Source organism: Psychrobacillus sp. FSL K6-4615, from assembly GCF_038008225.1.
Lineage (GTDB): Bacteria > Bacillota > Bacilli > Bacillales_A > Planococcaceae > Psychrobacillus > Psychrobacillus psychrotolerans.
The window spans coordinates 492,814-517,978 of record NZ_JBBOYQ010000001.1 but is presented as its reverse complement, the minus strand read 5'-3'; the positions used below and the strand labels follow the sequence as shown (position 1 = coordinate 517,978).

General features: G+C 37.6%; 25 protein-coding genes and 1 riboswitch. Of the genes, 13 read left to right on the top strand and 12 right to left on the bottom strand.

The annotated features are described in order from the left end of the window. Nucleotide 1: 1 nt before the first annotated feature. Nucleotides 2-1,159 (bottom strand): saccharopine dehydrogenase family protein, encoded by a 1,158-nt coding sequence (locus MKX53_RS02535; protein WP_340908825.1) that lies wholly within the window; start codon nucleotides 1,157-1,159, stop codon nucleotides 2-4. A 15-nt stretch (nucleotides 1,160-1,174) separates the two neighbouring features. Then, nucleotides 1,175-2,653, bottom strand: a complete 1,479-nt coding sequence (locus tag MKX53_RS02530) for an aldehyde dehydrogenase family protein (RefSeq protein WP_340908823.1) — start codon at nucleotides 2,651-2,653, stop codon at nucleotides 1,175-1,177. Between the two features lie 160 nt (nucleotides 2,654-2,813). Between MKX53_RS02530 and MKX53_RS02525 the strand changes: the two genes are divergently transcribed. Together MKX53_RS02525 and MKX53_RS02520 are read left to right on the top strand one after the other, a co-directional pair. Then, nucleotides 2,814-3,620 (top strand): TIGR00266 family protein, encoded by an 807-nt coding sequence (locus MKX53_RS02525; protein WP_093535949.1) that lies wholly within the window; start codon nucleotides 2,814-2,816, stop codon nucleotides 3,618-3,620. Nucleotides 3,621-4,036: 416 nt separating this feature from the next. Beyond that, entirely contained in the window at nucleotides 4,037-4,483 is a 447-nt protein-coding gene (locus MKX53_RS02520) for a universal stress protein (RefSeq protein WP_340908820.1), read from the top strand. Nucleotides 4,484-4,686: 203 nt separating this feature from the next. Here MKX53_RS02520 and MKX53_RS02515 read toward each other — a convergent pair whose 3' ends face one another. Both MKX53_RS02515 and MKX53_RS02510 read right to left on the bottom strand, forming a co-directional pair. Further along, on the bottom strand, nucleotides 4,687-5,202 hold the full coding sequence (locus MKX53_RS02515) for a DUF2798 domain-containing protein (protein WP_340908817.1): 516 nt from the start codon (nucleotides 5,200-5,202) through the stop codon (nucleotides 4,687-4,689). Between the two features lie 296 nt (nucleotides 5,203-5,498). Next, nucleotides 5,499-6,059 (bottom strand): TetR/AcrR family transcriptional regulator, encoded by a 561-nt coding sequence (locus tag MKX53_RS02510; RefSeq protein ID WP_340908815.1) that lies wholly within the window; start codon nucleotides 6,057-6,059, stop codon nucleotides 5,499-5,501. Between the two features lie 207 nt (nucleotides 6,060-6,266). On the opposite strand from MKX53_RS02510, the gene MKX53_RS02505 reads away from it, so the two are divergent. The 5 genes from MKX53_RS02505 (at nucleotide 6,267) to MKX53_RS02485 (ending at nucleotide 10,721) form a co-directional block, all read left to right on the top strand. Beyond that, a complete protein-coding gene (locus MKX53_RS02505) occupies nucleotides 6,267-6,467 on the top strand; it encodes a hypothetical protein (protein ID WP_093535957.1) in 201 nt (66 codons plus the stop codon). A gap of 83 nt (nucleotides 6,468-6,550) precedes the next feature. Continuing rightward, nucleotides 6,551-6,658: riboswitch (SAM riboswitch) on the top strand. A gap of 84 nt (nucleotides 6,659-6,742) precedes the next feature. Next, entirely contained in the window at nucleotides 6,743-7,861 is a 1,119-nt protein-coding gene (locus tag MKX53_RS02500) for a methionine biosynthesis PLP-dependent protein (protein ID WP_340908814.1), read from the top strand. After that, nucleotides 7,858-9,045, top strand: a complete 1,188-nt coding sequence (gene metC / locus MKX53_RS02495) for a cystathionine beta-lyase (protein WP_340908813.1) — start codon at nucleotides 7,858-7,860, stop codon at nucleotides 9,043-9,045. The genes MKX53_RS02500 and metC overlap by 4 nt, the downstream gene beginning before the upstream one ends. A 1-nt stretch (nucleotide 9,046) precedes the next feature. Next, nucleotides 9,047-10,153 carry a 5-methyltetrahydropteroyltriglutamate--homocysteine S-methyltransferase gene (locus MKX53_RS02490; RefSeq protein ID WP_340908812.1) on the top strand — a complete coding sequence of 369 codons (1,107 nt, stop codon included), beginning with the start codon at nucleotides 9,047-9,049 and terminating at the stop codon, nucleotides 10,151-10,153. A 262-nt stretch (nucleotides 10,154-10,415) separates the two neighbouring features. Next, nucleotides 10,416-10,721 (top strand): hypothetical protein, encoded by a 306-nt coding sequence (locus MKX53_RS02485; RefSeq protein ID WP_340908808.1) that lies wholly within the window; start codon nucleotides 10,416-10,418, stop codon nucleotides 10,719-10,721. Nucleotides 10,722-10,793: 72 nt separating this feature from the next. Here MKX53_RS02485 and MKX53_RS02480 read toward each other — a convergent pair whose 3' ends face one another. From MKX53_RS02480 to MKX53_RS02465, 4 genes are all read right to left on the bottom strand, one after another. Further along, complete coding sequence (locus tag MKX53_RS02480) at nucleotides 10,794-11,942, bottom strand: acyl-CoA dehydrogenase family protein (RefSeq protein WP_340908805.1); 1,149 nt, start codon at nucleotides 11,940-11,942, stop codon at nucleotides 10,794-10,796. Nucleotides 11,943-11,953: 11 nt separating this feature from the next. After that, entirely contained in the window at nucleotides 11,954-13,105 is a 1,152-nt protein-coding gene (locus tag MKX53_RS02475; protein WP_340908802.1) for a thiolase family protein, read from the bottom strand. Between the two features lie 401 nt (nucleotides 13,106-13,506). Continuing rightward, a complete protein-coding gene (locus tag MKX53_RS02470) occupies nucleotides 13,507-14,277 on the bottom strand; it encodes a 3-hydroxyacyl-CoA dehydrogenase (RefSeq protein ID WP_340908799.1) in 771 nt (256 codons plus the stop codon). 108 nt (nucleotides 14,278-14,385) lie between these two features. Beyond that, nucleotides 14,386-14,952: an NADPH-dependent FMN reductase gene (locus MKX53_RS02465; protein ID WP_340908796.1), complete on the bottom strand. Its 567-nt coding sequence runs from the start codon at nucleotides 14,950-14,952 to the stop codon at nucleotides 14,386-14,388. A gap of 192 nt (nucleotides 14,953-15,144) precedes the next feature. Here MKX53_RS02465 and MKX53_RS02460 point away from each other — a divergent pair, with 192 nt between their 5' ends. From MKX53_RS02460 to MKX53_RS02445, 3 genes are all read left to right on the top strand, one after another. Beyond that, the gene (locus tag MKX53_RS02460; protein ID WP_340908794.1) at nucleotides 15,145-16,032 is read left to right on the top strand and encodes an AEC family transporter; all 888 of its coding nucleotides are present in this window, start codon (nucleotides 15,145-15,147) and stop codon (nucleotides 16,030-16,032) included. 339 nt (nucleotides 16,033-16,371) lie between these two features. After that, nucleotides 16,372-16,638, top strand: coding sequence for a spore coat protein CotJB (locus tag MKX53_RS02450; protein ID WP_340768146.1), 267 nt, complete (start codon nucleotides 16,372-16,374; stop codon nucleotides 16,636-16,638). Between the two features lie 15 nt (nucleotides 16,639-16,653). Continuing rightward, the gene (locus tag MKX53_RS02445) at nucleotides 16,654-17,223 is read left to right on the top strand and encodes a manganese catalase family protein (RefSeq protein ID WP_093535987.1); all 570 of its coding nucleotides are present in this window, start codon (nucleotides 16,654-16,656) and stop codon (nucleotides 17,221-17,223) included. Nucleotides 17,224-17,274: 51 nt separating this feature from the next. Here the strand turns inward: MKX53_RS02445 and MKX53_RS02440 are convergent, their stop codons facing one another. Further along, the gene (locus tag MKX53_RS02440) at nucleotides 17,275-19,365 is read right to left on the bottom strand and encodes an MMPL family transporter (RefSeq protein WP_422194297.1); all 2,091 of its coding nucleotides are present in this window, start codon (nucleotides 19,363-19,365) and stop codon (nucleotides 17,275-17,277) included. 104 nt (nucleotides 19,366-19,469) lie between these two features. Further along, the gene (locus MKX53_RS02435; protein WP_340908792.1) at nucleotides 19,470-20,048 is read right to left on the bottom strand and encodes a TetR/AcrR family transcriptional regulator; all 579 of its coding nucleotides are present in this window, start codon (nucleotides 20,046-20,048) and stop codon (nucleotides 19,470-19,472) included. Nucleotides 20,049-20,251: 203 nt separating this feature from the next. On the opposite strand from MKX53_RS02435, the gene MKX53_RS02430 reads away from it, so the two are divergent. Further along, complete coding sequence (locus tag MKX53_RS02430; RefSeq protein ID WP_340908789.1) at nucleotides 20,252-21,025, top strand: SDR family NAD(P)-dependent oxidoreductase; 774 nt, start codon at nucleotides 20,252-20,254, stop codon at nucleotides 21,023-21,025. A gap of 145 nt (nucleotides 21,026-21,170) precedes the next feature. On the opposite strand, the gene dacB is transcribed toward MKX53_RS02430, so the two are convergent. After that, the gene (gene dacB / locus MKX53_RS02425) at nucleotides 21,171-22,652 is read right to left on the bottom strand and encodes a D-alanyl-D-alanine carboxypeptidase/D-alanyl-D-alanine endopeptidase (protein ID WP_093535993.1); all 1,482 of its coding nucleotides are present in this window, start codon (nucleotides 22,650-22,652) and stop codon (nucleotides 21,171-21,173) included. 215 nt (nucleotides 22,653-22,867) lie between these two features. On the opposite strand from dacB, the gene MKX53_RS02420 reads away from it, so the two are divergent. Together MKX53_RS02420 and MKX53_RS02415 are read left to right on the top strand one after the other, a co-directional pair. Beyond that, on the top strand, nucleotides 22,868-23,212 hold the full coding sequence (locus tag MKX53_RS02420) for a PadR family transcriptional regulator (RefSeq protein WP_340908786.1): 345 nt from the start codon (nucleotides 22,868-22,870) through the stop codon (nucleotides 23,210-23,212). Then, nucleotides 23,199-23,831 (top strand): DUF1129 family protein, encoded by a 633-nt coding sequence (locus MKX53_RS02415; protein WP_340908784.1) that lies wholly within the window; start codon nucleotides 23,199-23,201, stop codon nucleotides 23,829-23,831. The genes MKX53_RS02420 and MKX53_RS02415 overlap by 14 nt, the downstream gene beginning before the upstream one ends. 82 nt (nucleotides 23,832-23,913) lie before the next feature. On the opposite strand, the gene MKX53_RS02410 is transcribed toward MKX53_RS02415, so the two are convergent. Then, nucleotides 23,914-25,161, bottom strand: a complete 1,248-nt coding sequence (locus tag MKX53_RS02410) for an erythromycin esterase family protein (protein ID WP_422194313.1) — start codon at nucleotides 25,159-25,161, stop codon at nucleotides 23,914-23,916. Nucleotides 25,162-25,165 lie beyond the last annotated feature (4 nt).

Here is a 25,165-nt window from a genome sequence, read left to right as displayed (position 1 = left end):
TTTACTCACCTCTAGTACTAGATTCTTTTATTTCTACGCCTCTTGCTGCCATCTCTCTTATATATAATTCGCCAGGAACGATTAATTCAGGAGGATATACTCCACGATTTTTGATGACGTTGTTTCCAATCATTTGCGCAACAATGGAAATCGTATTTGCTGTAGCTCTAGCCATTGCTGTTTCACCTGAAAGGGAGTCTTTTTTGGTCGCCAGTTCGTAAGTGAAGCTTGTAGGCATCCCATCTTTTAAACCTTCTACAATTACCCGCAGCAATACTGCATCCTCTTTATCCCCGAGTAACAACTGAGGTGTTAGGACTTCCTTTAATACATCTCGAGCCTTTACCATATTGCCATTCACATTAACAACTGTATTTTTGTTTGTTAGCCCTAAGTCTACGAGCAGTTTGAATTTTTCTGCATGTCCTTTATATCGAATCGTTTTGTATTCAAGTGTATCCACATTCGGAAAAGATTTAGGTAGAGTTGAAGTCCCACCTGCTGTATGAAATGCCTCCAGTTCACGATATCCTTCAAAAGTAATCGGTTCTACTTCTGAAAGTGAAGGAATTTCCTGAAGTTTCCCTTCTCTCACGACATGTGAAGCATCTGTGTAATGATCGAAGACCCCTTCCAATGAAAATACAATATTGTAACCAAAAATCCCCTCTGGTTCAACTGGTATTCCACCGACATATAAACGAATAGCATTCACTTCATCAAGTTTGGAAGCTCCGTATCCAGCCAATATATTAATCATTCCAGGAGCAACACCTAAATCTGGAATTAGAGTAATCCCCTTAGCTTTAGCTTTTTCATGAAGCATTAATACGTGATCCGTTGCTCCTCCAATATGTCCTCCCAGATCAATAGAATGGATTCCCTCTTCTACAGCAAGCCGCGCTATTTTTTCGTTAAATGTATAAAATAATGCATTTATAACTACATCCGCTTCTCTCATGATTTTGCGTATGCTATCATCCTCGTTAGCATCTAGTCTTAAAACTTCAATCTTGGAGTTTTGCAATCTTTCCTTAAACATCTTCGCTTGACCTACATCTAGATCACATAAAAGAACCTTATCCACGTTTGGGCTTAACACTAAATCGCGAGCTGCTTCTTTCCCCATTAACCCTGCACCTAATACAGCAACTATCATATAATTTTCCCCCTATTATTCTGTGTCTATTTGTGCGCGTTGTAATTTCCCACTGTAGTCTATATATATGCTCTTCCATTCTGTATAAACATCTAATGCTGCTACCCCTGAATCGCGATGTCCGTTTCCAGTCCCTTTTGTTCCTCCAAAAGGCAGGTGAATTTCTGCGCCTGTTGTACCTGCGTTAATATATACAATTCCAGTATCTAAATCACGCTGTGCACGGAATACTTTGTTGACATCATTCGAATAAATTGAGCTGGATAATCCAAATTTCACTCCATTATTTACTTCAATTGCTTCTTCTAGAGAACCTACTTCTATCAAGGAAACAACCGGACCAAAGATCTCCTCCTGCGCTATTCGCATATTTGGCTTCACGTTTGTAAATAACGTAGGGGCATAATAATTTCCTTTTGCCAACATACCCCCACTTAATATTTCCCCTCCAGTTAGGAGAGTTGCCCCTTCATCTTGTCCAATTTTTATATAGGAATGGATTTTTTCCAGAGCATTTTTATTAATAACTGGACCAATTTTCACCGTTTCATCTAGTCCATCGCCAATCGTTAGTTTTTCCATTTGTTCTAGGAGCATTTTTTCTAAGTCTTCTTTTACATCTTTATGCACAATAACTCGGCTACATGCTGTACATCTTTGTCCCGCTGTTCCAAAGGCACTCCATAAAATACCTTCCACTGCTAATGGTAGGTCTGCATCCTCCATGACGATTACTGCATTCTTTCCACCCATCTCAAGAGAAACTTTCTTTAAGTGACGACCACCAAGCTCGGCTACCTTACTCCCTGTTTCTGTAGAACCAGTAAACGAGATTACCTTTACATCTGGATGTTCAATCATAGCTTTCCCAACTTGAGAACCTGACCCAAAAACGACATTAGCCACTCCAGGTGGAAGTCCGGCTTCCTCAAAGATTTTAGCCATTTCATATGCCATCATCGGAGTTTCCGTTGCCGGTTTCCAAATAAATGCATTTCCTGCCACTATAGCGGGAAAGGATTTCCACGTAGCAATTGCCACTGGAAAATTCCATGGTGTAATGAGCCCCACTACTCCAATAGGTGAACGGACGCTCATCGCAAACTTGTCTGCCAATTCCGATGGGGTTGTTTCTCCAAATAATCTGCGCCCTTCTCCTGCCATGTAAAACGCCATATCAATGCCTTCCTGAACTTCTCCGCGTCCCTCTTCAATTACTTTTCCCATTTCTTTTGTTAACACTTGAGCAAGGTGCTCTTTCTTTTCTTTCATTATCCTACCAATTTCATATAAATAATCTGCACGTTTAGGTGCAGGAACGAGTGCCCATTTTTTTTGTGCTTTTACTGCGGCTTCTACCGCAAGATTTACATCTTCTTCCGTAGATAGCCTCACCTCTGATAGCTGTTCCCCATTTGCAGGATTTACCACTGGTGTATAATCTGCACCCTCGGAGTCTTGCCAATTGCCATTAATAAAGTTAGTTAGTTTCATTTTATTCCCTCTTTTCACTTTTAAATGTAAACGCTTCCATTATTCATATATTCTATAAAATTTCATAAATCCCTTTAAAAATCTTTGGATATTTAGAATGAAACTTTTTCACCCTGCTTTCGTATAAATGGTAGAGAAAAATTTAAGGAGGAAATTGTTCATGAATAATCATGAAATTGACTACAAATTATACGGTGATGATATGCAATTTGTTGAAATCGAATTAGATCCCAAGGAAACAGTTGTTGCCGAAGCAGGAAGTTTAATGATGATGGAAGACGGTATTTCTATGGAAACTATTTTCGGCGATGGCTCATCCGGTTCTGCTGGTAGCGGCGGTGGTCTTATGGGCAAATTAATGGGTGCAGGTAAGCGTATGCTTACAGGAGAGAGTTTATTCATGACAACTTTCACTAATACAGGTAGTGGAAAAAGACATGTCTACTTTGCATCACCTTACCCAGGTAAAATTATTCCATTGGATTTAAGTCAATACCGTGGCAAAATTATTTGTCAAAAGGATGCTTTCTTAGCAGCAGCAAAAGGTGTTACAATTGGCATCGAATTTCAACGTAAGTTAGGAGCAGGCTTTTTTGGTGGTGAAGGTTTCATCATGCAAAAACTAGAAGGTGATGGCCTCGCTTTCGTTCATGCTGGTGGGGCAATTCATAGAAAGTCTCTTCAGCAAGGAGAAGTTTTACGCGTAGATACTGGGTGTCTCGTAGCAATGACTGCGGACGTTGACTACAATATAGAAATGGTCAAAGGAGTTAAAACTGCCTTATTTGGTGGAGAGGGATTATTCTTCGCTACTCTTCGTGGTCCAGGTACCGTATGGATCCAGTCACTTCCGTTTAGTAGATTGGCTAGTAAAGTATTTGCAGCAGCTCCCCAAACACCTGGTGGTGGTTCAAAAGGTGAAGGTAGTATAACTGGTGGATTATTTGACCTGCTAGGTGGGAAATAAATCAGAGTCCTTGAGAATGGCTTGCTTTTTAAGCCATTCTTTTTTTTATGAAATTATAATATTTTATACCTTGAACTAAGTGCCCCAAGTATTTTGAACAATATAATCCAACTAATATAACCCTGATTTCTGTTTCAAGTGACGCTTTTCACATTAATCAATAAAAAATATATTTCTCAACAAGAGGATTTTGTAATGTAATTTATTGAACTGTACTTTTACTCCAATTATCGGGAGAGTATTCCTGAAATACGGACCAAAAGTCCATATTACAGCAGTTATCCGTTACATGCTCTATGTTACAATAAAGACAGATACAGCAACTTGGATGATTAACTTAACACATATAATTTGGAAGCTAGGTGTAGATATGGTTCTAGCTTCAACCAAATATATAAAAGGAGGAGATGTAAACAATGGAAAATCAATATAATAGTATTATAGTAGCGGTAGATGGTTCAAAAGAGGCTGAATATGCATTCCGCAAATCGATTGATATTGCATATCGAAATGAAGGAGCGCAATTACATATCGTAAACATTATTGATACGCGTTATTTTGGAGCTTTTGATCAAGAAATTGCGGAGGAAGTTAAAGAACAATCTCGGGAAATCTTAGATCGCTATAAGGCTCGCTCTATAGCGGCTCGTGTTGAAAATGTAAATATCATTATTGAATATGGTTCACCTAAAACAGTAATAACAAAAGAGATTGCTAAATCAGTGGAGGCAGATTTAATTATTTGCGGCGCTACTGGACATACGCCAGTAGAACGCTATTTAATTGGTTCGGTATCTGAAGCAATCGTGCGTTCAGCTAAATGTGATGTATTAGTCATTCGTGAACCTGGTTCAACAATATAAAAAAAGCGGCCAGACTTTCAAAAGTCTGGACGCTTTTTTTATGGGATTAACTTATTCACCTTTTAGGGAACCGACATTGGAGGATTACTTAAAAAAGTAGAGAAGCTACGTGACTGTATCTCGTAGCTTCTCCTGATTCATTTACCCTATTACAGAAAGCTTCATCCGATGTGTAAGTGCAATGTCCATGTACCTTACTTTACCTAGATACTTTGTGTATTTGTTTGAACTAATGCTTTTCTATCTTGAGCTTCATGCATTTTAACCATTACAAAACGTGCAATCGGTTGAATAACCAAGCTTTCTAAGAATAGAGCTATTAAAAAGTTACGTGGCCAAATTTGGATAAAGTTAGTAAAGATTTCAGTTGTAAATCCATTCCCCATGATATCTCCAACAATAGTCATTGTAAATGACATACCTAAAACTGTGAACAGTGTACGGAACATAATACGAGCAGCAAAACCGTCTGTTGGTGAAATAAATTTAGATGCTAAAAATTCAGCAAAACGACCGATAGCTAACGGTTCAATAATCATCACAATAACCCAAATAATAGGCAACAGGATTAACATATCCATTGCAACCTCACTGTTAAATCCTCCAGCTGCAAGAATTATGTTGATTGATCCTATAAATAGTACTGATAATGTACAAATGATTGCGCCGAATATCGCGCCTTCTTTACCATTCCTTGGTAGTCTTTTATCTTGATGCATATCTTACTTATCTTCCTTTCAAAAAGCTTATTTAGACCTTGGCAATTAATATGAAGCAAAACAGTCGATTTTTATAATAGAGGATAACGTTATAGAGAGAAAAACTCTTTGAAGTGTCCAAGATTTTTTCATTTAAATCCAATATGCAAACCATGTTATTATGGTGGTTTTCGCTTGGATTAAAGATAGTCCACAGATTCCTAAGTGCACTATTAAAAGCTGTTTCATTAAACAGCTGACAATTCCTACAATATTACAGAGTTACTGTACTCTTTTTTAGATATTGGTTTTCCTTTTCAGAAATTCTTTAATAAAGTTGGTAATAGTTTTGAAATTTTTATTAAGGGATTAGTTGATTGCTGAGTTAAACAAAGCATCATTGCTCCTTCAATTGAAGCAGTCAATAATAATGAAATGGCAGTAGCCTTTTCAACCGAAAAACCATCCGCTAATAGTTTAATGTAATAAATTTGCTCTATATTTTCATACAAATCACTACAAGCGGTTCGGACAGGCTCACTCATTGTCGCCATCTCACTAACGATACTGCTAAATGTATAGCCAGTGATGGTCCCATCCTTTTCAAAACTACGAATTAACTTATCGATCATGGAAATTATGGCATCTTCAGTCGAAGGATGCTTACTGAAAATCACTTTAATATCTGTTGTAATATCTTCTTTTAAAGCATGTAAACAAGTTATTAAGAGTTCGTCTTTGCCATTTGGAAAGTGGTGGTAAAGGGCCCCTTTTGTAACGTTACATGCTTTTAAAATTTCTGTTAGTCCTACAGTTTTGTAGCCTTTTTGTTGAAACAGTGTTGTAGCAGTTTCAATTATGAGTGATTTAGTATCCATATCTGAATTTCCTCCTAACATACCGACGGGTCTGTTTGTTAGTATAACAAATTTTTAACAACATTCTAGTATTTTGTTTATTTAATTAAATGGCAAAGTACCCTATACACCCTCCGATTGTTTATCTCCCTTTCTTACACCTTCATATAATATTACGAGGAGCATTATGCCTTATGTTCCTACAATACAAGATAGGAGGTGGATACGATGGAGTCTTCTACAGGATTATGGGTTGGTTTGTTAGGTATCGTTTTAGGGGTGCTAGGTTTCTTTTATGCTCCGCTTTGGCTAGGTGCTGGAGCAGTTCTTTTGGGGCTAGTAGCTTTAGCTTATTCTCACAAGTTAATAGTAGGTTGGATATCATTAATACTCGGTGTAATTGTTTTAATATGGACATTTTTGTTATGATGTTGAACAAAATGCATCTTGTTAAAAGAATGGCAACGTGTTAAGCTTATTTAAATTAAAAATTTTGATAATTTAATATATTTTTCTTATCCAGAGAGACGGAGGGATTGGCCCGTAGATGTCTCAGCAACCAGCCACGTTTAGGTATGGTGCTAATTCCAAATAGACGTTTGACGTCTTGAAGATAAGAAGACAAACTTCAATATTACTTGAGGGTTCTCTTCTTATTAGAGAATCCTCTTTTTTTTATTTTAATTGTAAAGGATGAGCATCTAATGTCAAAGAACAGTATCGATACACAGTTAGTTCAATTGGGCAACCATAGTGATGAGAAAACTGGTGCGGTAAATCCCCCTATTTATCTTTCAACAGCTTACAAACATAATGGGATCGGGCAGTCAACAGGATATGATTACACACGAACTAAAAACCCAACTCGCGCTATTTTAGAAGATGGAATTGCAAAGTTAGAAGATGGAGATGCTGGCTTTGCCTGTAGTTCTGGCATGGCTGCTATACAATTGGTTTTGTCCCTTTTTCGCTCAGGGGATGAATTAATTGCGCCTGATGATTTATATGGTGGAACCTACCGGTTATTTAACCAGTATGCAAATTCTTACAATATTCGTACCACTTATGCAAAGTTTGAATCAGCTGAAGAAGTAACAGCATTGATAACCAAAAATACAAAAGCTTTATTTATTGAAACCCCAACAAACCCTTTGATGTTGGAAATTGATATCCAACTATTTGCTGAGGTTGCAAAAGAGCATAATCTACTTTTAATCGTAGACAATACATTCCTTACTCCTTACTTACAGCGACCTATTGAAATGGGTGCTGATATTGTCATTCATAGTGGTACCAAATATATTGGTGGACATAATGACGTTCTTGCGGGACTTGTCGTCTCGAAGGGTGCGGAACTTAGTGAACAGCTGCAAACTAATCATAATGCAGCAGGAGCCGTCCTTTCTCCTTTCGATTCTTGGTTACTCATAAGAGGATTAAAGACGCTTCATCTACGTATGAAGCAACATGATTTAAACGCTAAAAGAATTACAGAATTTTTAAAGCAAGAGCCTGCAGTTAAAGATGTATTATATCCCGGGGTTGGTGGGATGTTGTCCTTCCGTTTACATAAAAGCGAGTGGGTTGCCCCTTTCCTAGAGAATTTGAAATTAATTGTATTTGCAGAGAGTCTTGGCGGTGTGGAAAGCTTTATCACTTATCCTGCTACACAAACACATGCGGATATACCGGAGATGGAACGAACTGCACGAGGGGTTGATAATAGTCTCCTTCGTTTTTCGGTGGGAATTGAAGAGGTCGAAGATTTAATAACAGATTTACAACAAGTATTTAATACTTTAGAAAGTGAGGTTTTAAAATGAGTGATTTCAAAGAGTCATTGGAAACTAGTCTAGTCGTCGCCTCTACTCGTGGAAAATCAGAAATAAAAACGGGAGCTGTCAATGTTCCTATTTATTTATCCTCCACTTTTCATCAAGAAAGCTTTGATAATTTCGGCCCTTATGACTATAGTCGATCGGGAAACCCTACAAGAGAAGCACTTGAAAAAACCATTGCGGAACTAGAGGGAGGAACTAGAGGACTTGCATTTGCTTCGGGAATTGCAGCTATTTCTTCTACTTTTATGCTTTTGTCTTCTGGCGATCATATCGTTATTACAGAAGATGTATACGGCGGTACCTTTCGCTTTGTTACTGAAGTATTGCCTCGTTTTGGGATTGAGCACAGCTTTGCAGATTTTACTGACATCGATGCAATTACAAGAGCAATACAACCCAATACAAAACTAATATACATTGAGACACCCTCGAACCCTTGCTTGGGTATCACTGATATTCATGCAGTAGTAGAGCTTGCAAAGTCCCATGACTGTTTAACCTTTTTAGACAATACATTTATGACACCATTATACCAACGTCCACTGGACTTGGGAGTAGATGTCGTTTTACATAGTGCCACAAAATTTTTATCCGGACATAGCGATGTTATTGCAGGACTTGCAGTTACAAAAGATGATGATTTAGGTAATCGTTTAGCATTTATCCAGAACTCATTCGGTGCTATTTTAGGTGCACAAGATTCATTTTCTCTCATACAAGGGATAAAAACACTAAGTGTACGATTTGAAAAATCTGCTGAAACTGCGAGAAAAATTGCCAACTATTTAAGTGGGCATGATTTAGTCGAAAAAGTATATTTTCCTGGACTGTCCACTCATCCAGGATTTGATACACATAACAGACAGTCGAGTAGTGCCGGTGCAGTTCTTTCCTTCCGTTTACCAAATAGATCCATTGCTAAGTCATTCGTAGAAAATATTAGGATTCCTGTATTCGCAGTTAGTCTTGGCGGAGTAGAATCCATACTCTCCCACCCTGCTCAAATGTCTCATGCAGCAATGCCTAAAGCAGAAAGAGAAAAGCGGGGCATAACAGATGGCCTTCTACGTTTTTCCGTTGGATTAGAGAATGTTGATGATTTAATAGCTGACTTTGAACAATCGTTAGAAATAGCATCCAAACAACAGGAGAAAGTAGGAATATAAAATGTCAAAATCACTAGTTGTAAATACACCATTCAAAGCAGATCACGTAGGAAGTTTTTTACGACCAGCTCGCTTAAAAGAAGCTCGTCTACAATTCGAAAATAATGAAATAACTGCAGATCACTTAAAACAAATAGAAGATGAAGAAATTACAAAACTAGTCACCAAACAAAAAGATATAGGACTCCAGTCTATTTCGGACGGAGAATTTAGACGTAAATGGTGGCATTTCGATTTTCTTAGTGGATTTGACGGGGTAGAGTTTTATGAAACAGACAAAGGATTAACGTTTAAAGGTGTACAAACAAGAGCACATGGTATTAAAGTAACCGGAAAGATCCGGTTTAGCACGCACTATATGATTGAACACTTTAAGTTTCTTCAAGGAATAGTTGGTGAAGCTGTAGCTAAATTTACTATACCTAGCCCTAATATGTTATTGTACCGTGCTACTATTGAAGAGGGAGTTTATGCGAGCCAAGAAGAATTGTTTGCAGATTTAGTTGTTGCTTATCAAGATGTGATTCAAGCGTTATACGACGAGGGCTGTCGTTACCTTCAAATTGATGATACTTCTTGGGCAACTACTTTTTCTGAGGAAGGCATTGCTTCTTTAAAAGAAAAAGGGATGGAATTAGATGAGGCATTAGCTTTATCGGCACGTGCCATCAATGAATCTATTGCAAAACGTCCCCATGATCTGTTAATTACTATGCATATTTGTCGAGGAAACTTCAAGTCCACATATATTACAAGCGGTAGTTATGAGTTAGTCTCAGAAACTATTTTTGCAAGACTAGATGTAGACGGTCTTTTTCTAGAGTTTGACGATGAACGCTCAGGTGGATTTGAACCACTTCGTCACGTTACTCGTTCAGACTTATCAATTGTATTAGGATTAATCACATCCAAACATGGAGCTTTAGAGGATACAGAACTTGTCAAAAATAGAATTACTGAAGCAACTAAATATGTTCCTCTAGAACAACTTTGCTTGAGTCCTCAATGCGGGTTTTCTTCAACCGAAGAAGGAAACCTTTTAACGGAGAAAGAGCAATGGTCTAAAATTCATCATGTGATTCAAATTTCTCAGGATGTATGGAAGTAATGAGTTTTTAAACTAAAGGTGTGCATCCAGATAGTATGGATGCACACCTTTATAAATTTCTCGCTTTCTCATACTTCTATCTGCTTTGCTTGTACTACTAAACGATATTTATTAGATCTTGGTGGAGAGACTTAGCTTTACTTAGATGTTACCTCCCCGAATTGATAGTATTAAACCTATTTAGTTTTACCTGTCAGGTTTTAGGTAGGTTGCAATGGGTAAATATAGAGCAGAGGTTATAAACATGAAGGAGGAATTTAACATGGATAGTCAACAGTACGAGCATGCAACAGATGAAGTAGTAGAAGAAACCGGTGCCTATACATGCGAAGCCGGGATTACTAAAAGATTAAATAAGGGTGATAAATTCCCTTCTTGTCCAGAATCAGAAGTAGTTACTTATTGGAAGCATGCTGAAGGTCATCACCATAATTCAGGTGAACCAGTAACAGAGGCAGGCCGATATATAGATGAAGATGGTGATGAGTTAGACCTTGCAGAGGGTTCTACTTTTCCAAATTGCCCTAAGGCAGATACTCCTACACAATGGAGACATGCTGGAAACTAATTAATTGAAGAAAAACAATAAAGCTCGGCACAATGAAACTTAATTCATGTGCTGAGCTTTAACTATTTTAAACTATAAACCTAAATTTTTTGAGATAATTACCTTCATTATTTCATTTGTTCCAGCGTAAATAGAAGCAACTGGAATGTCTCGATATCTTCGTGCAATTTTGTATTCTTCCATATATCCGTACCCACCATGTAGTTGCATACATTCAATTGAAATTTCTCTGGCAGTTTCGGTTAGCCAATACTTCGCCATCGATACTTTAGTAACTACTTCTTTCCCTGCAATATGATCCTCAATTAGTGATTCCAAAAACGATTTGCCAAGTTCTATTTTGGTAGCCATTTCTACTATTTTGAACTGTGTATTTTGGAAGGATGCAATTGGTTTTCCAAAAGCTTTACGAGACTTCACATAGTCCATTGTCATTTCTAACATGTCCTCTGATGCAATTTGAGCAGAGATAGCTACTACTAGTCTTTCCTGCTGTAGTTTCTCCATCAAGTAACCAAAGCCTTTTCCTTCTACTCCGATTAAATTAGAAACTGGAATACGACAGTCCTCAAAGTACAATTCGGATGTATCCTGTGCATGTAAACCAACCTTGTCTAACTTGCGCCCTTTGGAAAATCCAGGAGCACCCTCTTCTACAACCACTAAACTTATACCCTGATGCTTCGGTTCTGCTTTTGGATTCGTCTTGACTACTACTAAAAATAGGTTGCCATTAATACCATTAGTGATGAATGTCTTTTGTCCATTTAAAACATAATGATCTCCATCGCGGATTGCTGTAGTTTGAATATTAGCCAAGTCTGAACCAGCTCCTGGCTCGGTCATCGCAATTGCAGTGATAAAGTCGGCATTTATACAGCCTGGAAGCCAGCGTTCTTTTTGCTCCTGTGAACCAAAGGACTCTATATAAGGCACAACAATATCATTATGCAGTCCGACCCCTACTAGACTTGAACCAACCCTTTCTAATTCCTCCGACATAATTACTCCAAAACTAAAGTCTAAACCTAGCCCACCATACTCTTCTTCTACTTGTGGGCATAAATATCCCATCTCGCCTAATTTTCTCCAAAATTTCTTTGGAATTAATCTGTCCTTTTCCCATGAATCATAATGGGGGACAGCTTCTTTCTGTAGGAAATTTTGTAAAGATTTACGGAATATCACATGCTCTTCCGTCTCAAATCTATATCTGCCCATTATTAGACCCCCTATTCAATTCTTTCAATAATCGTTGCATTCGCCATACCCATACCTTCGCAAATAGCTAGTAGACCATAGCGTCCACCAGTGCGTTCTAGCCTATGCAGCATCGTAACTAATAGCTTTGTCCCTGTAGCTCCTAACGGATGACCGAGTGCTATAGCTCCTCCATCTGGATTTAACTTTTCAGGGTTGGCACCCGTTTCATGAAGCCAAACTAGTGGAACTTGCGCAAAAGCTTCGTTCACTTCATAGGTGTCCATGTCTTCAATTGAAAGACCAGCTTTTAAAAGGACTTTTTTGGTCGCTTCAATAGGACCAGTTAACATAAGCGTCGGGTCAGACCCCGTTACACTGCGAGCAATAATACGAGCTTTAGGTTTTAGGCCAAGCTCATCTGCCTTTTTACGAGACATCAGAAGAACTGCAGAAGCTCCATCACTCATTTGACTGGCATTCCCCGCTGTAATTACACCATTTTCATCAAATACTGGTTTCAATCCACTTAATACCTCAACAGTTGAGCCTGCACGGGGCCCCTCGTCAATTTTGAAGCTTGTTATTGTTCCATCTGCTTGTAAAACGTCTACTGGAATAATTTCTTTTTCAAAATGACCTTTTTCAATTGCTTCGAAGGCCTTAATATGACTTTCTGATGAATACTTATCCAACTCTTCACGGGTTAAATTCCATTTCTCTACCATTCGCTCTGAAGATAACCCTTGATTGATAATTTCATATTTCTCGCTAAGCTTAGGACTTACTTTTGTATTTCGTACATTTGAAAACATAGGCTCCCGTGTCATGCTTTCTACGCCTCCAGCTATGACTATGTCCATATCTCCCGAGGCAATTGCTTGCGCCCCAAAATGGACTGCTTGCTGACTCGAACCACATTGACGATCAATAGTAACGCCTGGTACATGTATTGGGAAACCTGCAATTAACGCTGATGTTCGAGCGATATTCCCACTTTGTTCCCCTATTTGTGTCACACACCCTAAAATGACATCATCTACATCTGCTTTATCCACACCTGCACGCTTTACTAACTCATCTAAAACAATAGCTGCAAGTTCATCAGGACGATATTCTGAAAATGCCCCTTTTCTTCTACCTATTGCTGTTCTAACCCCATCTACTATTACAACCTCTGTCATCTCATTTCCACCCTTCGTTTTACTACTTCCAACTACAGCACCTTTACTCGAAATCCTTCCAGTGCTTTTAGGCCCGCACGATGCGGGTCATGCAGTCATTGCGACACGATGTCGCGAACTTAGACTGCCTTCCCCATAGGCGCTTTCGCTTTTCTTCCTGTCCAGCTCTGGGCACCAGCCTCTCTAGTCGCTTCAGTATTTCGATAAAGGCAAAGGACACCTTTACTCGAAATCCTTCCAGCGGTTATCGAGGCTAGATGGTGCCCTCCGCTTTTCTTTTTGTCTAGCTACAGCGCCTAGCCCTTCGAGTCACTTCAGGATTTCGATAAAGGCAAAGGACGCCTTTTCCGAAATCCTTCCAGTGCTTGTCAGGGCTTTCTCAGGCGCTTTCGCTTTTCTTTTTACCTCGGTTGCATTCGGATTGCTCCGTCTAATCGAATTACTTCTCCATTGATATATTCGTTTTCAATCATAAATACTACTAAATTAGCAAACTCCTCTGGTCTACCTAACCTTTTGGGAAATTCTACTAGAGACTCTAATTTTTCTATTACCTTTTCTCCTAAACTTTCTGCCATCGGTGTATGGAATAATCCTGGGGCAATTGCATTTATACGTATGCCAAATGAAGATAAATCTCTTGCAATTGGAAGTGTCATCCCTACTATTCCGGCTTTGCTAGCACTATAAGCTGCTTGCCCCATTTGACCCTCAAATGCCGCAACTGATGCTGTATTGATAATAACGCCTCGTTCAGTGGATTCCTCGTTTATATCATTTTTGGTCATTTCCGCAGCCGCTAACCTTAAGGTATTAAACGTTCCAATTAAATTAATATCTATAACTTTCTTGAAGTTTTCTAAAGGCATTACTCCAGATTTTCCAACTACTTTTTGTGGAGGAGCTATACCTGCACAATTCACACAAATATGTATGGATCCTAACTTTTCTACCGTATGCTGTATTGCCTTAATGACAGATTCTTCGTTGGTCACATTAACTATTTGGTATGTGACGTTATCTCCGAATTCTTGAGTGGCCTTTTTTGCTAATTCTTCATTTAAATCATAAATTACTACCCTAGCCCCTTTTTCAAGTAAACGTGTAACAGTAGCAAGCCCCAACCCCGATGCTCCACCTGTTACAATTGCTACTCTGTTCTGAATATCCATTGCCACACCCCTTTTATATTATCCGAATATTTTCAATAATACATTTTAATTATAACGTAAAAAGTCCAAGGGAAAAGTATTATTCCCTTGGACTCAATTACCTTTTGTTTACCGTAGTGTTTTTAAAGCACCACTCCACGCTAGTAATTGATCTAGCATTTTATTTGCGTTACCTTCATGATAATCAGCAGGCTTGAATAAGGTCATATTTTGAAAGTCAGTCATTAACGAGAAGTTCACTGCGGTTTGAACATCTGCCACCTGTAGTTCTCCTAAGATTAGACGCATGTTTTCATGTGCACGTGCCCCTCCTAAACTTCCGTATCCTACAAAACTAGCCGCCTTATTGTTTAATTCAGGTTTTAAGTAATCTAATGCATTTTTTAAAGCCCCGCCTACTGAATGGTTATACTCCGGAGTTATAAAAATATAGCCATCATATGTAGCCATTTTCTGAGACCAATTTCTTATGGCAGAGTTTGCTTCTTCCTGCTGTTCTGCATGTATCTCTTGGCCAAGAAGTGGTAATCTATAATTTATCAAATCTACTAATTCATAGTCAGCATCCTGTCGTTTGCAAGCAAAATGATACATCCATTTCGATACAGCCTCCGCGTTTCTCCCTTTTCTAACGCTTCCTACTACAATGCCAATTTTAAGTTTTTCTATTGCCATAATTTTTTCCTCCTTCAGACTCTTATCAATTATTGATAGTCTTCTGCACTACTGACATAATATATATCATTTCCATTTGAGTAATTTCTACACCTATCATTCTATATTTTTAAAATATGCTATAGTGGTTTTAATAATTATAAAATGACCATTTAGATTGAAGGTGTTGAATTGGAGCTGGTGTTGATTATTTTGCCGGTTTTTATTATTTTCTTTATCGGATTTGTTGGACAAAAATTTATTGGTTTTGATATTAAATCTATCTCAACTGCTGCACTATACCTAATGTCTCCATTTTTAGCTTTCCGAACATTTTATACAGCTGCCTTAACGCTGGAATATTTATATATCGTAATATTTTGCCTAGTTTTAGCTTTTATATTACTAATAATTACTTGGGTTACTGGAACTCTTATGAAATCATCGCGGTCGCAGCTTTCTGCTATGATTTTAGGTGGCATGTTTATGAATAGTGGAAATTATGGAGCTCCAGTAGTGTTATTTGCTTTAGGGGCTACCGGTTTTGACTATGCCGTAATGATTATGGTTTTACATGGTTTGTTTATCAATACATTTGGTATATTTTTTGCGTCTCTTGGTGGAGGGGAGAAAGCAACATGGCAACAATCACTGCACCGAGTTATTAGAATGCCAGTCGTTTATGCAGCTGCACTTGGAATTCTTTTACAAGAAACACAATTGACTGTGCCACAGGCAGTAATGGAAGGAGTCGGGCTTGTAGCAGATGCCTCGATACCAACCGTAATGCTCGTTCTCGGGATGCAATTAGCCGTCATTTCTCGTAAAAAGGTTGCCTATCGGTATGTAGCCGCAGTTTCTGTTATTCGGATAATTATTTCTCCCTTACTTGCTGTTGGAATTTTATACTTCCTGCCAGTTAATGACACGGTTAAGCAAGTTGCGATTATACTAGCAGCTATGCCAACCGCTGCTAATACCACGATGCTAGCATTGCAATTTAATACGGAACCCGATCTCGTTTCATTTACAACTCTTGTTACCACACTTATCAGCATTATTTCTATTCCGCTAGTTCTATTTTTCTTAGGGATATCTTAAGAGTGTAATAGAGAATTTTTCATTAACGAATCCTTATTAGTTTTTCTAAACTTTTAAGGATTTTTTATATTTAAGAATTAGACAAGCTCTTGCTCCATAGGATGAATAGAAGGAGTGATTGCATTTGCAAAATCCAAGTTACCGAGGAAGTTATAAGCCTTTCGTTTCACCACGAGACCCATGTCCCCCTATTACCATAAAGTATTTTGTGTTACCACCACAAATTTTCACTAACTTCCAACAACCAGGTCTACCTCAAAATTCTCCAGAGGAAGCACTAATGCAAGGTTCTCTTTGGCCCAAATTTGTGGATGGCTTTTCCCGAGAGGAAGGAATTTCATGAATGTTTTTGATGAAAGAATGAGACTGTTAAAAACAGTACAACAAATGGATTTCGTTGTGGTTGAATGGACATTATACACGGATACACACCCAAACGATGAAGATGCTTTAGAACAATGGAGAGAAGCTATTAAAAATGCTGCAGTGGCACGCAAACAATACGAAAATAAGTTTGGTCCATTATCACTTAAATCCATCCCCTCAAGGCAGGCGCTTGAATTAGGTTGGCGTTGGAACCAAGATCCTTGGCCATGGCAGTTATGAGAAAGGAGAAATTAGATGTGGGTTTATGAAAAAAAGTTACTTTATCCAGTTGAGGTAACAACTTGCAATCCGATGCTCGCTAGATATCTGATGGAACAATATGGAGGTGCTGATGGAGAACTAGCGGCTGCTCTTAGATATATGAATCAGCGTTATACCGTTCCGGATAAAGTAATCGGACTCCTTACAGATATTTCCACCGAAGAATTCTCACATCTTGAAATGCTTGCTACGATGATTTATAAATTGACAAAGGATGCTACCCCTGAACAATTAGAAAAAGCTGGTTTAGGTGCACATTTCGTTAATCACGGACACTCCCTATTTTATGAGAATGCTGGGGGTGTTCCTTTTACAGCTACGTATATTCAATCTAAAGGAGACCCTATTGCAGATTTATATGAGGATATTGCTGCAGAAGAAAAAGCACGTGCCACCTATCAATGGTTAATCGATATATCAGATGATCCCGGTATCAATGATGCTTTACGTTTCTTAAGAGAACGAGAAAATATTCATTCACTTCGTTTTCGTGAGGCAGTTGAATTACTAAAAGATGAAAGGGATAGAAAGAAAGTCTTCTAAAAAAAACCGCATGGTCCTCTTAGAATTATTCTAAAAGACCATGCGGTTATATTATTTTTTATCTTTTTCAAATAGGACAATCAATGCAGGTAATAGAATACCGCGTATTAAGAATGTGTCCAAAATAATTCCTACAGCTACGATAAATCCAAAAACGAATAACAGTTGGATTGGCTGCGTCATCAATACAGCAAACGTTGCTGCAAGTAGTATCCCTGCAGATGAAATAACTCCACCTGTGTGAGATACTGCAATTTCTACAGCCTTTTTCACAGGATGTTTCTCTCGTTCTTCCAAATACCTAGAAATAAGAATAATATTATAATCGATTCCTAGTGCTACTAAGAACACGAACGAATACAACGGAACACGATTACTAATCGTATCGATATCGAAGAATAAATTCGATAAGAACATACCTAGACCAAGCGCTGCCAGGAACGACAATAGAATAGTTCCCATCATGTATATTGGCATTTTGACAGATTTCGTTAGCACGATTAACAATATAAAGATTAATATTGTTTCCAGTACAACGATAAGGATTAGATCGCGACTATTTACTGAACGATCATCTACTTGTGAAGCTGTTTCACCCGCAAAGTATAAATCACCCTCAGCATTGCTATCTTTAACAATACTTTCCTCATCCTCTATCATTTTTTCAAGAGCATCCATCGACTCTGTTGAATATGGACTTTCCTCAAATGTTAATTGGAACTGTGCTGCAAGTCCATCTTCTGAAATCCCCGTAGCTCTAACAGTACTAACTAAATCTTGCTGTAATAACTGCTCGATTAGACTAGCTTGTGTCTCTTCCGTAATTTCACTTTCAGATTCAAATAATACAGTTGTAGGAGCTAAATCCCCTTTTGCAAATTCATTCTCTATAATTTCATACCCTTCCCGGGATGGCATATCATCAGGGAAAGATTTCATCGTATCAAATTCATAATTTAAATTGAACAGATTTAATGCCGAAACGATTAAAATAACTAATATAGAAACGGCAGCAACTATAGGTTTATGGACAACAAATGATGCAATTTTGCTCCATAGAGAGTTTGCTTTTACTTCTGTCTCCCCGTACTTTGGAATACGTGGCCAAAATGATTTTCGACCGAAAAGTGTAAATAATGCTGGGATTAATGTGACAGCGGCAAGCATAATAACAAGCATTGTTGTTCCAAAAATTGGTGCGAAATTACGATAATCTCCGAATGATGCAAAGAATAATACTAGCATTGCAGCTAAAACTGTACCACCTGCAAAAAATACAGGAATTCCTGTCTCACGCATTGCGTACTTCATAGCGTCAAATTTAGTTTCATAATTCTTTAACTCTTCTCTGTAACGAGAAAATACAAACAATGAATAATCAATTGTTGCCGCAAACAATAAGATGGACATGATTGATAATGACTGACTTGCTAAATCTAATCCGTTAGCTCCTAGAATCCCAAGCAACTGGTTTACTACTTGATACACAATACCTGCTGCTAAAAGCGGAATTAGTGCTAATAATGGAGAACGATAGATGACAATTAAAAGAATTAAAATAATGCCTACTGTCGATAATATTAAAACAAGATCAGCACGTTCAAATAGATTTGTGGTATCTACAGCAATTCCAGCTGGTCCAGTCATATATACTTTCGAACCGGTTTCCTCGGTCACAATCTCACTCACCTGATCCAGGCTTTCCTCTAATTCAGAGGTTTCCAAAGAAGTAATAAAACTTAGTGGAATAACAGATGTTTTCTTATCTGCTGAGAAAAATCCTTCGAGTGCTTGTGGTGGCAAACTACTTAAAGGAATCATCTCCTTCAAACCGTTTATATTTGCAGCCGCAACTTTATCTAAGGCTGCTACAAGAACTTCCATGTCTATTTCCTCTTTAGACTGTAGAACTAAAATTCCCGGTAAACTTTCTGCATCTTTAAAATGCTCGTCAATATTTTCCTGTGCAATAACCGACTTGGCATCCTCTGGTAATGAGGCTACACTAGAAACTTTATGATCGCCTGCACCTGGTGCAACTATTGTAAGTACTACAGTAATTGCTATCCAAATACCTAAAGTAATCCACATACCTTTTCGAGTTGCAATAAAATCAGTTACTCTACCTAGTACCTTTTTCAATAAGTCCACTTCTTTCTTTTTAAATTTAAGTGACATCAGTGTCACTTTGGATAAAAAAACATACCTGTCATTTACATTATGTGTAAAAGTGACTTGTATGTCAATCAATCGCGCTGAAACATACCTTCACTTAAAATTTCTTTAATAGAAGCTACCCATTCGTCACGTGGTATACCAAAATGATTGGGAATAGCAATAGTTTGAAATATCATTCCCAGAATTATACCATCCGATAGATGTCTCTTAATCACCTGCTCATTCTTCCCTTGCTCAATTAAACCTTGAAACTGTTTATACATATCCCTGTAGTATCCAGTTAACTGTGCCTGATTGGATGAAATGACTTGATTGGGAGATTTTTTAGGGATTTGGCTAATAATCTCCAGTATTTGATGAATTTCACTATGCTTAAAAATAAAATCAATAACTATAGAAAACTGTGTTTGGAAATCCCCATTTTTATCAAGTTCATTAAATTCTTGAAGAAATCGATTCATTTCATACATGAGAAACTCTAAGATTAATTCATCTTTGTTTTCATAATATTTATATATACTTCCACGAGAAACTTCCATCATCGAAGCTAGCTTACTAAATGTGAAAGCATCGTAACCATCCCCAATTAGCAATAACTTCGTTGCTTTAAATAACTCTTCATCAGTAAACTTACGTTCACGCGCCACATAACTCACCTCACTACACAAATAGTATAGTACATAGATGTACAAATTTAAACCATACTTACCTTAGTGAACTAAATTTATCTTTTTATTAACTTAGAGTTAAAAATATTTAAAGAACAGTGTGAAATCGAGTTAATTGACAATTTTTGACTACTATACTATCTCGTATTCAAAGTAATTTATATAAAAAGGGAGTTTTTTTTATGGGTAAATTTGAAAATAAGGTAATAATCGTAACAGGTGCAGCAGGTGGAATTGGAAAAGTAACAGCCAAAAAATTAGCTGATGAGGGAGCAAAACTTGCTCTTGTAGATTTAAATTTAGAAGCTGTTCAACAAGTAATCGTTGATTTGGGCTTAGATAAAACTCGTGCAATTGCTCTTCAAGCCAATGTGGCAAAAGAAGAGGAAGTCAAGGCTTATGTAGATGCCACAGTTCTTAAATTCGGTCAAATTGATTGTTTCTTTAATAACGCAGGTATTGAAGGTACAACTAAACAAATTGAAGACTATCCAATTGAAACATTTGATTTGGTTTACAATGTCAATATAAAAGGAGCCTTCCTAGGCTTGAAATATGTGTTACCAGTGTTGAAAAAACAAGGATTTGGTGCTGTCGTTAACACAGCAAGCGGAGCAGGACTAATGGCTTCTCCAGGTATGGTTGGTTATATCATGTCGAAACATGCATTGATTGGTATCACCCGTGTAGCAGCTCTTGAAGCAGCACCCTTCGGTGTACGTGTAAATGCCGTTGCTCCGGGAATCATCAATACACGCATGATGCGTCAAATTGAAGAGAATACTCTACCTGGCCAAGGTGAAGCAGCTACAAAAGCATTCGCTTCAGCCGTTCCAATGGGACGCTACGGCGAAGCTGAAGAAGTCGCAAATGTGGTATCTTTCTTATTATCTGATGAGGCTTCCTATGTTACTCAATCCATCTACACAGTCGACGGTGGACAATTAAATCAATAAGACACATCCCTTAGATGGGGATCTAACACCTATTTGGTTTTTTCGTATTAATAATATAATCGGTACCAACTCTAGATCTATAAAATATTATTAACCCCATATTAAAAGCGCCACCCTTTCTTTTGAAAGGGTGGCGCTTTTAGCATTAATAATTAGCAATTGTTGTGGCGATTTGATCGATTACTGGAATTGTACTTGACTTATTTTTTTCTGTTAACACCGTGAATATAAGTGTTTCACCACTTTTAGTTTTTGCATAGCCAGCGAGAGATTTTATGTTTTTTAGACTACCTGTTTTGGCCGTTACATTACCTCTAGCAGGGCTTGCTTTTAATCTGTTTTTAAGCGTACCACCAATTAATCTATCGGAAGATCCCGCCACTGGTAGACTTTTACTATAGATAGGATACCAAGGCTCCAAGCGTACTAAGTACAAAAGTTTCGAAAGTTGGCTAGAAGTGACTTTATTGGAATAGGACATTCCGGAGGCATCTTCAAAAGTCCATTTGGAAGCATCCAGCCCAATCGATAATGCGTATTCATTCATAACAAGAAGGCCTGCCTTCCAGCTTCCTTCATCATGTATTACTTTTCCCATTTCCTTTGCCAATACTTCTGCATGTGTGTTATTACTTAGTTTCATAAATGGAATCATTAAATCCTTTAGTTCCATGGACTTCCTTGAAGCAAGAGCTTTTGCATTTACTGGCACTTTACCCTGCACAACTTTTGAAGCTGCAGTGAACGTAATACCTTTTTCTGCTAATGACTTTTTAAATACATCTAATGAGTAGGCTGTTGGATCCGTAACAGAAATCCATTCTTTTATACCGGAAGTTCCTAATGGAGAGTTTCCAGTAATAATTACTTTATTAGTTCCCACTTTACGAGTTACCTTTAATGTGTTTTTATATCCTTTAGGTACCGTTTTGGAGTTATTGACTACTTGTAAAACACCTGTTGCAGGTGTTAATGTAATACTTGTTGCTCTACCATTCTTACTTGGTTTTGCTGTAACAATAACCGATCCTGCATCATAATCCCCGTTTGGCGAAAGCGTTAACGCCGAGATAGGTGCAGCATAGTAATATGGCTCGTCCTCAGCTAAAATACCTGCAGAAAGTCGAACTTTGTCATACCAAGTATCATCTCCGACTAAATTTCCATTAACCTTTTTGATACCTTGTCTTGCCAATGTTGCTGCAAAATTATCTAAATGTGTTTTTAATAATGTTGGATCCCCTTGACCTTTTAAATAGAGATTTCCTTTTAATATACCCTTTTCTACTTTACCTTCCGTCAAAACTGTCGTAGAGAAACGATACTTCTCACCAAGTGTTTCCAGTGCAGCTGCACCTGTTAATAATTTCATTGTGGAAGCAGGAGTAATCCTTTTGTCTCCGTAATGTTCATACACAATTTCTCCAGTAGCAGCATTCCTTACCGTGACACTTGTAGAGGCACTTTTCATGCGATTATCAGCCATAATAGTATTGAGTTTAGTTTTTAAACTACTATACGAAGTAGCTGCCTCAACGGTATTATTTTCACTTGTAGAAATAAAAACAGATCCACTAATCATCACAATTGATACAACAGAAACTAATAGCTTTCTCCAAATCCTCACTCTATTCCTCCTAATTCGTCATTTAGTTACTGTTAGTTTAACACGTAATTGTCAGATAATAAGGAACTTTTTTAATCCTTACAATAAAGTGAACAATTTACCTAGTAGACATTACTACAAATTAAATTTATACTTACCTTAGCTACTTTGCAAAGCAAGGTAGCATTTCTTTATACAACTACTTTGTTATGCAAGTTAGTGGGAGGGAGAAATAAATGTCCATTAGAAGTCAACTACTCAAAGGAATACTTGATGGCTGTGTACTTGCCGTTATCGAAAAAGAACCAGTCTACGGTTATGAACTTTCTAAAAAACTCCAAAAAGTTGGTTTAGAGGATGTAAGCGAAGGCACGATTTACCCTGTTTTATTAAGACTTCAAAAAAACAAGCTTATTATTGGTGAAATGAGACCTTCTGAATCTGGACCCAATCGCAAATATTATTCATTGACTTCAGCCGGACAAGAAGCTCTTGAAACAATTTCTATAGAATGGAACCAGTTATCAGTACCTATTAATGCTCTATTATCGAAAGGGGATGAACCATTTGAAAGCACGTGAGTTAATCGAACAAAATAACAAACAAAGAGCACTATTGACGGAGGAAAATGAGAAATATTACACGAACTTATTACTTTATATTCGAACGAAGCTAACCTTATCAGAGCAACAATCAGAGGAAGTTTTGATGGAGATGTTAAATCATCTTACGGAAGGTCAACTAGATGGTAAAACAGCGCAAGAAATCTTTGGCAATGATCCTAAGGGTTATGCAGATGAGATTATTAGTCATTTACCGCGTGAAAATAAACGCAAGAGCTTCATATTCGTAAGTGAAATAGCTATAAACTTGGTTGGATGGTTTTTAATAATGAGAAGCATAATTATTCCTATAATTGGTACTAAAGCTTCTGAAGAAGTATATATCATTTCTTCCCTACTTCTCATCCTATTGATAATGGTTATGACAGCTTTAGGAGTAAAAATGATATTCGGTTTAATAAGTCAAAGATCTTTTGATGAAAATGCTACTGATAAAAAGATGATGATTAGGGCTGGTTTATATGGGCCAGGAGGATTCTTAGTTATTTTGATCACTAGTTTTTTTGTAAAAGAGATAGGTCCATCCTTTATATTACCGTGGCAGTCTTCACTTGGTATAAGCGCTATATGTTACTGACTTCCTGGACCATGAAGAAATCTAGAATTTAAGTAACATAGACAGATGGAGAAATTACTCCCTCTCCATCTGCACTCAATATTTAGTCAATGGGTGATATAGCATTCGTTTTATCTATATAGATAAAGGCATCGTATCTGCTCCCAATTCTAGAAGGAACGTAATTTCCATAGGCTTCGAAGTCTGGATTATACACGACACCAATAGCCCGATGCCCCACCCAATCATTAAAGAATGTTCGATTCTCCTCGTCAAAAATCAGAAGCTTATCAGAAGCTTCTACACCATGCAGCATATCTTCCCATGAGTCTTTTCTTGCAGGTGGCACAGTCATTCTCTTAGGAGTAGTTCCCCACTCATCTGCCGCAATAACCTCGCCACTATAAGTACCAAATCCAACCGAAAACACATTTTCACGCTTGTTCTGCATACGAAGAATTTCTCCTACGTTTGTCAGACCTTCCTTTTTCATATCTGTTGCCGATGCATCTCCAATATGAGTATTATGTGCCCAAATTATTATTTTCGAATCTTTCCCATGATAATCCATAATTTCGTTAATCACTTCGACCATATGCTCATCACGAACATTCCAGGAAAGTTCATCACTGCGAACCATCGCTCTGTAATATTCTTCTGCATTTTGTGCGACTAATGCATTTATCTTTAAATTTAAATGTGCCTCTTCCTTATCTTCATACTGCTTTTCATTTGTGCGAATAGATGAAACTAACTTTGTTACTTCCTCCACACAAGCATCCGAGATGTGAATAGAGGAAAATGCATACGTTTCGGGATGACGGTTAAAAGGCTCAAAACAGGATATTGCTTTTTTTGCAAAAGCCATATCAGTTCCTTCCGGATTTGTTTTCCGCAAATAGTTTATCACTTCATCTAAAGATTCCCATAAACTATATACATCAATTCCGTAGAATCCTATTTTCCTGTTATTTTTTAGTTGCTTATTATGTTTTTCTAACCACAAAACTAATTCCGAAATCTCTTCATTTGCCCACATCCAAGTAGGCCAGCGTTCGAATACATTTAGTACATTTTGTTTGTTGAGGTCTGTATCGTATCCTTTTATAAATCTATTTACTCGCTGAGTAGATGGCCAATCTCCTTCTACCGCAATTAGAGTAAATCCCTTTTCTTCAATCAGTCGCTTTGTTAACTCTGATCGAACTTTATAAAATTCTGAAGTTCCATGACTAGCTTCTCCGAGTAATACAACTCTAGACTCTCCTATAGCTGTTAAAAGAGGAGTGAAATCCCCTGGAGTATTAAATGGGAATGCAAACTTTTTAATAGCTTCTGTAAGTGATGTTATCGTA

Bases quoted from the DNA above. Each gene is read 5' to 3' on its own strand.
- MKX53_RS02530 (WP_340908823.1), bottom strand. From the start codon at position 2,653: ATGAAACTAACTAACTTTATTAATGGCAATTGGCAAGACTCCGAGGGT.
- MKX53_RS02430 (WP_340908789.1), top strand. From the start codon at position 20,252: ATGGGTAAATTTGAAAATAAGGTAATAATCGTAACAGGTGCAGCAGGT.
- MKX53_RS02505 (WP_093535957.1), top strand. From the start codon at position 6,267: ATGGAGTCTTCTACAGGATTATGGGTTGGTTTGTTAGGTATCGTTTTA.
- MKX53_RS02520 (WP_340908820.1), top strand. From the start codon at position 4,037: ATGGAAAATCAATATAATAGTATTATAGTAGCGGTAGATGGTTCAAAA.
- MKX53_RS02450 (WP_340768146.1), top strand. From the start codon at position 16,372: ATGAATGTTTTTGATGAAAGAATGAGACTGTTAAAAACAGTACAACAA.
- MKX53_RS02475 (WP_340908802.1), bottom strand. From the start codon at position 13,105: ATGACAGAGGTTGTAATAGTAGATGGGGTTAGAACAGCAATAGGTAGA.
- MKX53_RS02500 (WP_340908814.1), top strand. From the start codon at position 6,743: ATGTCAAAGAACAGTATCGATACACAGTTAGTTCAATTGGGCAACCAT.
- MKX53_RS02420 (WP_340908786.1), top strand. From the start codon at position 22,868: ATGTCCATTAGAAGTCAACTACTCAAAGGAATACTTGATGGCTGTGTA.
- MKX53_RS02510 (WP_340908815.1), bottom strand. From the start codon at position 6,059: ATGGATACTAAATCACTCATAATTGAAACTGCTACAACACTGTTTCAA.
- MKX53_RS02445 (WP_093535987.1), top strand. From the start codon at position 16,654: ATGTGGGTTTATGAAAAAAAGTTACTTTATCCAGTTGAGGTAACAACT.
- MKX53_RS02515 (WP_340908817.1), bottom strand. From the start codon at position 5,202: ATGCATCAAGATAAAAGACTACCAAGGAATGGTAAAGAAGGCGCGATA.
- MKX53_RS02490 (WP_340908812.1), top strand. From the start codon at position 9,047: ATGTCAAAATCACTAGTTGTAAATACACCATTCAAAGCAGATCACGTA.
- MKX53_RS02465 (WP_340908796.1), bottom strand. From the start codon at position 14,952: ATGGCAATAGAAAAACTTAAAATTGGCATTGTAGTAGGAAGCGTTAGA.
- MKX53_RS02480 (WP_340908805.1), bottom strand. From the start codon at position 11,942: ATGGGCAGATATAGATTTGAGACGGAAGAGCATGTGATATTCCGTAAA.
- MKX53_RS02470 (WP_340908799.1), bottom strand. From the start codon at position 14,277: ATGGATATTCAGAACAGAGTAGCAATTGTAACAGGTGGAGCATCGGGG.
- metC (WP_340908813.1), top strand. From the start codon at position 7,858: ATGAGTGATTTCAAAGAGTCATTGGAAACTAGTCTAGTCGTCGCCTCT.
- MKX53_RS02525 (WP_093535949.1), top strand. From the start codon at position 2,814: ATGAATAATCATGAAATTGACTACAAATTATACGGTGATGATATGCAA.
- MKX53_RS02535 (WP_340908825.1), bottom strand. From the start codon at position 1,159: ATGATAGTTGCTGTATTAGGTGCAGGGTTAATGGGGAAAGAAGCAGCT.
- MKX53_RS02485 (WP_340908808.1), top strand. From the start codon at position 10,416: ATGGATAGTCAACAGTACGAGCATGCAACAGATGAAGTAGTAGAAGAA.